This is a genomic window from Microvirga sp. HBU67558, assembly GCF_018069605.1.
GTDB lineage: Bacteria > Pseudomonadota > Alphaproteobacteria > Rhizobiales > Beijerinckiaceae > Microvirga > Microvirga terrae.
Genome location: NZ_JAGPUP010000393.1, coordinates 1 through 6,774, shown reverse-complemented (window position 1 = coordinate 6,774; position 6,774 = coordinate 1). Strand labels below are relative to the sequence as shown.

Sequence of the window (6,774 nt, the reverse complement as noted above, 5' to 3'; positions counted from 1 at the left end):
GGCGCCCGCGTCCTGCGCGGGAGCGCTGATCGTCATCGTGCCAAGGGCGCCGGTGACCAGGATGAAATAGGCGACGTGCTTGCTGAACATGGCGAGAACTCCCTTTCGTCGAATCGGCTGTCGCCGGGTCCGCCCGCACCAGACCGCCGTCGATGCAAGCGTATGAAGACGGTGGACGCCGGGTGCCTTTAGCCTCGGCATCCCTTACCTAATCCCAAGAGCAGTTCACGCGATGTGCACTGCTACTTGACGGTCACCCTGTAGCTGAGCACGGACGTGCCGGGCTTCTCGTCGATGCTCTGCCCTTTTGCCGTGATCGCGAAGGCATCGGGGCCGCTGTAGCCCGGAGCGGGCGTGTAGGTCCATGTGTCCTTGTCGACCATGTTCAGGGTGCCATGCTGCGGCCGCTGGCTGATCTCGGAACTGGTGAGGGTGCCTTGCGGGGTAATGTCGGACATGCAGCCCTGTCCGGCCTGGACGTCGAAGGCGCCTTCCATGTTCGCCCCCATGATGGCCCGGTTGCCCGCGATGACGCACATGCTCTGGGCCAGAGCCGGGCTGGCCGATAGAAGCGCCAACGGGAGCGCGACGAGCGACAATGACTTTTTCATGACGATCTCCTCTCCATTCCTCTGCATGTGATTGAGGTAAGCCCCTACACAGGGTTTTCTTGTTGGCTTGCGATCGGCGGGCATTTGGTCTGAGTGATGCCCGCCGATCTCGGACGGTCTATTGCGTGTTCTCGCTTCAGCTCAAGTCACTGGCCCGGATGGGATTGCGGCTTCTTGAGCTGCTCCATCACCTGCTCGAGATTGTAGCTCGCCGGATCCTGCATCGGCGGGAACTTCCTGTAGGTTTCGAGCTCCTTCAGCCAGAGTGCTTGGCCGATCGGCAGCATGTTCCAGTCGTAGACATAGGCCGTGACCGGTCCTGCGAGGGCGCCGGCCATGCTGAAGAGCGTCTTCGCCTGCTCGCCGATCGACGTCTCGAAGGGGTCGCGCTTGATGTTGACGACCTGGCTCCAGTGATAGGGAAGGACACCGGCAAGGAACCCGGTGGGCGCATCGGACACCATCGCGAAGTAGATCTTCCAGTTCTTGTAGCGCACCGCGGACGGGTCCTTCCCCGAGTAGTAGAAGAAGGTATCGCGGGCCGACTTCTCCGACCGACCTTCCAGGTAATCGCGCTGGTTGACGCCATCGAGCGTCGTCCTGATGATCCCGGGATACTCGCCCCGCTCGATCCGGGCCTTCAGCTCATTGCCCTTGGGACCGCCGGCGATGTCGACGAAGGTGGGCAGCCAGTCGAGGGACGCGAAGATGTCGTTCTTGATCGTTCCCGGCTGAATGTGCCCCGGCCAGCGCACGACCAGCGGGGCGCGCATGCCGCCCTCCCAGGTCGACAGCTTGCCGCCCTTGAACGGGGTGGTGCCGCCGTCAGGGAAGGTGATCGTCTCGGCGCCGTTGTCGGTGGTGAACACGATGATCGTGTTGTCGAGCTCACCCATCTCCTCGAGCTTCTTCAACACGTAGCCGATGTTGTCGTCCATCTGCTTCATGCCAGCTTCATTGACGCCCCAGTCCTTGCCGCCCGGCTCGCCCACCATCCCCATGTACTTGTCCGGCAACACGGTCGTGATGTGCATGCGCGCCGGGTTGTACCAGACGAAGAACGGCTTCTTGGTCTTCTCGGGATCGTTGCGGTCGAGGAAGTCGATGACCTTGGCCGAGATCTCCTCGTCGACCGTCTTCGAGCGCTCCAGCGTCAGCGGCCCCTCGTCCTTGCAGGACTGGTTCGCGGCCGTGCCGTCGGACGATCGACACCACATCACCGGCCGCGGCGGCGTCAGGCAGGTGGTGACGGCGGGATCGACCGCCGCGGGATCCTGGGGCATCCCGGGGATCGGCGTATTCCGGCAGGGCGGTGCCACCGTCTGCTCGGTCGGCGTCTTGTTGATGTCGGGGAAGCTCACGCCCTGCATGGCGTCGAGGTGATAGAGGTAGCCCCAGAATTCCTGGAACCCGTGCGCGGTCGGCAGCGCGTCGGTGTGGTCGCCGAGGTGGTTCTTGCCGAACTCGCCCGTGGTGTAGCCGAGATCGTACAGGAACTTGGCCAGCGCCGGCGTGCCGGGGCGCAGATAGGACGGGCTGCCTGGCAGTTGCGGCGGGATCATGCCGGTCCTGAGCGGATGCATGCCGGTGAAGAAGGCGTTGCGACCTGCCGTGCAGCTCTGCTCGGCGTAATAGGTCATGAACTTCGCACCCTCCCGGCCGATGCGATCGATGTTCGGCGTTTCGCCGACCATCAGGCCCTGGTGGTAGATGCCGGGCTGCATCCAGCCGATGTCGTCGCCCATGATGAACAGGATGTTGGGCTTCTGCTGCGGGGCCTGCGCGAGGGCCGGACCCGCAACCGCCGCCGCGATCAGGGCCGTCGCCCCGATCAACGCGGCCTTCGTCTTCATCCGACAGACACTGCTCTTCCTGCCTGAAGGTCGTGAGGACGCACGGTCACTGCTCATGGGTTGCTCCTCTCTCTCTGATGATGCACCGGAAGCCGACATGGCTCATGGAGCTGTCGATCGGCTGCGGGTGGCGTGCTGCCGGGCGGTAGCGCCGGCAGTAGCTCGGGGCACACAGATGCGAGCCCCCTTTGACGACCTTGCGCGGAATGCGTGTCTCCGGTTGACAAGGATCGTAGCTCTGGTCCGCCCGTGCGCCGCGCGGGTTCTCGGGGATGCAGCAGGGCTTGGCCACATCGTTCGGATGCTTGGGCAAGTAGAAGTCGGACGTCCACTCCCAGACGTTGCCGATCATGTCGTAGAGGCCGTAACCGTTCGGCTCGTAGGTCATGACCGGCGATGTCCGCTCGTAGCCATCCTCCTTCTTGCTCTGGAACGGGAACTGCCCCTGCCAGGTGTTGGCCATGTGGCGGCCGCCCGGCGTGAACTCGTCGCCCCAGGCGAACTCCGCCTGGTCCAAGCCTCCGCGGGCCGCGAATTCCCATTCGGCTTCCGTGGGCAGGCTCTTGCCGGCCCAGGCGGCATAGGCCTCGGCGTCGTCATAGGCCACATGCACGACCGGATGGTCCTCCAGGCCCTTGATCGAGGAGCCGGGCCCGTGCGGGCGGCGCCAGTTGGCGCCGAAGACATAGGCCCACCACTGCCGCCAATCCCGCAGGTCCACCGGATAATCCGGCGGGCTGAACACGAGCGAGCCGGGCTTGAGCAGATGCGGCAGGGCCTTCGGATAATCCTTCGGGTCCGGCTGCCGCTCGGCGAACGTGACGTAACCCGTCGCGCGAACGAAGTCACAGAACTGCCGGTTCGTAACGGGCGTCGGATCGATCAAGAAGCCGTCGACCATGACACGGTGGGACGGGGCCTCCTCCGGATAGTGGAGGTCCGATCCCATGCGGAACGTGCCGCCCGGCATCCGAAGCATGCCTGCATCGGGCGGGCCCTCTGGCCTGCGGTCGTGGAGATGCCGAAGTGTGACCTGCGACATGGGCTGTGTTCCCATCCTGGCGAACCGGAAGTGTCGTCTCGAACGCCGATACAGGTCTATTGGGGTCCTCCCTGAAACTGACGGCGGCAGACCCTGATTTAGCATACAGGGAGTTGCCGGACCGGATCGACAGCACGCCGGTCAGGGTTTAACCTGTGCAACCGGACCGCGGCTTGCGTCGCGACCGCCGGTCCCGTTGCGTTGTCCTTGCGGCCGAAGAGCGCCGGCATGGCTGATGGCACCACCCCGATGGTTGCACTAACTCCCCAGGGCTTCGTGCCCCGCCTGCGGGGCCGGCTTGCCTTGACCTTCATGGCCATCACCGTTGCGGCATGTCTCGTCGCCGCGGCTCTGTTGATCTCGCACGCGGCGGACGAGCGACATGCGATCGAGCATCGCGCGCAAGAGGCCGCCAAGGCGCTCTCCTTCGGCTTCGATCAGGAAGTGGCCGCGGTCAACTACCTGCTGAAGGGCTTGTCCAAATCTCCGGCGCTCCTCTCGGGGGACATCAAGGCCTTTTACGATCAGCTCAGGGCCACCCCCGTTCCGGAAGGCTCCTGGCTGGTCCTGAACGATCTCGAGCGGCAGGTCGCCAACACTCTCCGACCATTCGGATCGCCGCTCCCGCGGCATGTGGACTTCCCGAATTACCAAGAGCAACTCGACCGAATCCGGGATCGCCGGTGGTCCGTGTCCGGCCGGATGCTGGCCCCCTTGAAGGGCCGCATCGTCGTGGCCCTCAGCCTTCGGCTCGATGGTCCGGACAGGCGGATGAGCGGTCACCTCAGCATTGCGCTGGCGGAGGCGCGTCTAGGGACAATCCTTGATGATCAAGCGGTACCGGTTGCCTGGGTCAAGGGCCTCTACGACCGCAAGTTCCAGCCGATCGTCGCCGACAGGGACGGCCACAAGGGATCCGATCTGCCGGTTCCCGCAGCACTCGCCTCCCGCCTCGCCGATGCAGGTCCAGACAACACGGTCACGGGAACCGTTGAAGCCACCGACGACCGTGGGGTTCCGGTCCTTGTTGCCTTCCGCCGGTCGGGGGCGACGAATTGGACGACCATCGTCTCGGTGCCGCAGGCGGATCTCAATGCGCCGATCACCGCCGCCTTGTGGCGGATGGCCGGACCCGCGGCCCTGCTCCTGCTAACTGGAGGGATTGCGGCCTGGTTCACGGCCCGCCAGGTCGAGCAGCCCCTCCGGACCTTGTCCGACCAGGTCTCGGGGGCGAAAAGGCAGGTCAACGAGCTGTCCGGCCAGTTGCTTGCTCTTCAGGAGGACGAGCGACAACGGATCGCCCGCGAACTGCATGACTCGACGGCCCAGCACCTTGTGGCGGCAAACCTCGGGCTTGCTGGCCTGGAGGGAGTGGTCTCGCAGATCCCGGCGGCCCGCAAGGCCTTGGCGGAGGTCGAGAACCTCCAGAGCGAGGCGCTGCGGGAACTGCGGGTCTTCACGTATCTGCTGCATCCGCCGAATCTCGCCAAGGATGGCCTCCAGGCGACCCTGCGGGACTTCGCCGAAGGCTTTGCCGGCCGCACGGGGCTCGTCGCCCGCATCCGGATCCCGGAGGAGGTCGACGAGACCCCGGCGGATCTCCAGCGCGCCATCCTGCGGGTGGTGCAGGAGGCGCTCACCAACGTGCATCGTCATGCCGGGGCCTCCCGCGTGTCGGTGGATGCCCGGATCCGGTCCGGACGCTTGGTCATCCGCATCCGCGACAACGGACATGGCATGGCGGGCCCGGATCGGCCCACCGGGCCCATCCGGCTCGGCGTCGGTATTGCCGGGATGCGGGCCCGCCTGGAGCAGTTCGGCGGCGACCTGCGGATCCGGTCCGGCTATAGCGGCACGTCGGTCGTTGCGGTCGTTCCGATCACGGTGGCGGGACGGGCGCTGAGCCAAGCCCGGCGCATGCTCGATCCCTGGCTGCCCAGCGCGACAAGGCTCGACGGCGAGGCTCCCTCCTGATGTTTCAGGGTTTGCATCCAGCAGATTCAGGGTATTGCTCAGGTGAGGCCGACGGCCGGTAGGTGTATCCTGCCTTGGGTTCGAGCCCGCCGGACGAGCCGGGCCTCCGCCGAAGGAGGTTGCATGATGACGCGCATCCTGATCGCCGACGATCACGACGTGGTCCGCTCCGGCGTCCGCACCATCCTGGAAGGGCATGAGGGCTGGGAGGTGGTCGGTGAGGCGCGGGACGGCAAGGAGGCCGTCGACCAGGCGACAACCTTGCGACCTGACATCGTCATCCTCGACTATGGCCTGCCGCTGGTGAATGGAGTCGAGGCCACGCGGCAGATCCGCAGCCGTGTTCCCGGCGTGGAGGTGCTGATCTTCACCATGCACGACACCGACAGCCTGATGCGGGACGTGCTCGAGGCGGGAGCGCGTGGGTTCCTGCTCAAGTCGGACGCGAAGCAGTTCCTCGTGTCCGCCGTGGAGAGCCTGGCGGCGCACAAGCCGTTCTTCACCGGCAAGGTCTCCGAGGCCCTGCTCGAGACCTACCTGTCGAAGGGCTGCACGAAGCGGTCTGTGCTGAGCTCGCGTGAGAAGGCGGTGGTGCAACTGATCGCCGAGGGCAAGACCAACAAGCAGATCGCCGACATCCTCAGCGTCAGCACCAAGACGGTCGAGACCCATCGCGCCCTGGCCCTGCGCAAGCTCAACCTCGACACCACCGCCGCCCTGATCCGCTACGCCATCAAGAACAAGATCGTGGAGGGCTGATCATGCCCTCGATCGCGCCAACGTCTTAATCCAGGGCGGACGCATATCCGTTTCGAGGAGGAGTATGCATGCACCGCACATCCGCTTTCGTTGCCTTTGCGGCTATCGCATCCATGATCATCCCTGCGGATGTCGATGCCCAAGCGCGCCGTCAACAGGTGCAGGATAGTGGTCCCCTCGTCCTGGGAGTGAGACCGCGCAGCCTCTACCGCCTGACCCCGTCGTATCCCGTCGGGTCGACCTACGAGCCGAGGAATGCCTTCAATCCGATCGAGCTTGCTCCTCCGCTTGGTCCGTCAGCCAACAACGTCACGATAACCCTGCCGATATCGTCGGCGCAACGTCGGTTCACGCGAGTGGACGCCACTCTCTTCGCCAGTCGCGGCTGCCTGGGCCAATGAGGCCGCGCAGGCCGTCACGAATGCAAGACGCTGTTGACGCAAGCCGATCTCATGCGTCGAGCCGACCCATTCAGAACTTGGCGCTGATGCCGATGACGGGTCCGTGCTGGAGCATGTCGAACTCGTAGCGCTGC

6 protein-coding genes are annotated in these 6,774 nt (G+C 65.1%); 3 read left to right on the top strand and 3 right to left on the bottom strand.

Translation table 11 applies throughout. The features are described from left to right. Positions 1–242: 242 nt before the first annotated feature. The 3 genes from KBI52_RS02775 to KBI52_RS02765 all read right to left on the bottom strand — a co-directional run bounded on the left by KBI52_RS02775 (position 243) and on the right by KBI52_RS02765 (position 3,443). Positions 243–611, bottom strand: coding sequence for an Ig-like domain-containing protein (locus tag KBI52_RS02775; protein WP_210805169.1), 369 nt, complete (start codon positions 609–611; stop codon positions 243–245). A 146-nt stretch (positions 612–757) separates the two neighbouring features. Then, positions 758–2,464, bottom strand: a complete 1,707-nt coding sequence (locus KBI52_RS02770; RefSeq protein ID WP_210805167.1) for an arylsulfatase — start codon at positions 2,462–2,464, stop codon at positions 758–760. A gap of 46 nt (positions 2,465–2,510) precedes the next feature. Then, positions 2,511–3,443, bottom strand: coding sequence for a formylglycine-generating enzyme family protein (locus KBI52_RS02765; RefSeq protein WP_210805173.1), 933 nt, complete (start codon positions 3,441–3,443; stop codon positions 2,511–2,513). A gap of 291 nt (positions 3,444–3,734) precedes the next feature. Here KBI52_RS02765 and KBI52_RS02760 point away from each other — a divergent pair, with 291 nt between their 5' ends. From KBI52_RS02760 to KBI52_RS02750, 3 genes are all read left to right on the top strand, one after another. Next, on the top strand, positions 3,735–5,480 hold the full coding sequence (locus KBI52_RS02760; RefSeq protein ID WP_210805165.1) for a histidine kinase: 1,746 nt from the start codon (positions 3,735–3,737) through the stop codon (positions 5,478–5,480). Between the two features lie 126 nt (positions 5,481–5,606). Further along, positions 5,607–6,239 (top strand): response regulator transcription factor, encoded by a 633-nt coding sequence (locus KBI52_RS02755; protein ID WP_210805171.1) that lies wholly within the window; start codon positions 5,607–5,609, stop codon positions 6,237–6,239. A gap of 68 nt (positions 6,240–6,307) precedes the next feature. Further along, positions 6,308–6,640 (top strand): hypothetical protein, encoded by a 333-nt coding sequence (locus KBI52_RS02750; protein ID WP_210805163.1) that lies wholly within the window; start codon positions 6,308–6,310, stop codon positions 6,638–6,640. The last annotated feature ends 134 nt before the right edge of the window (positions 6,641–6,774 follow it).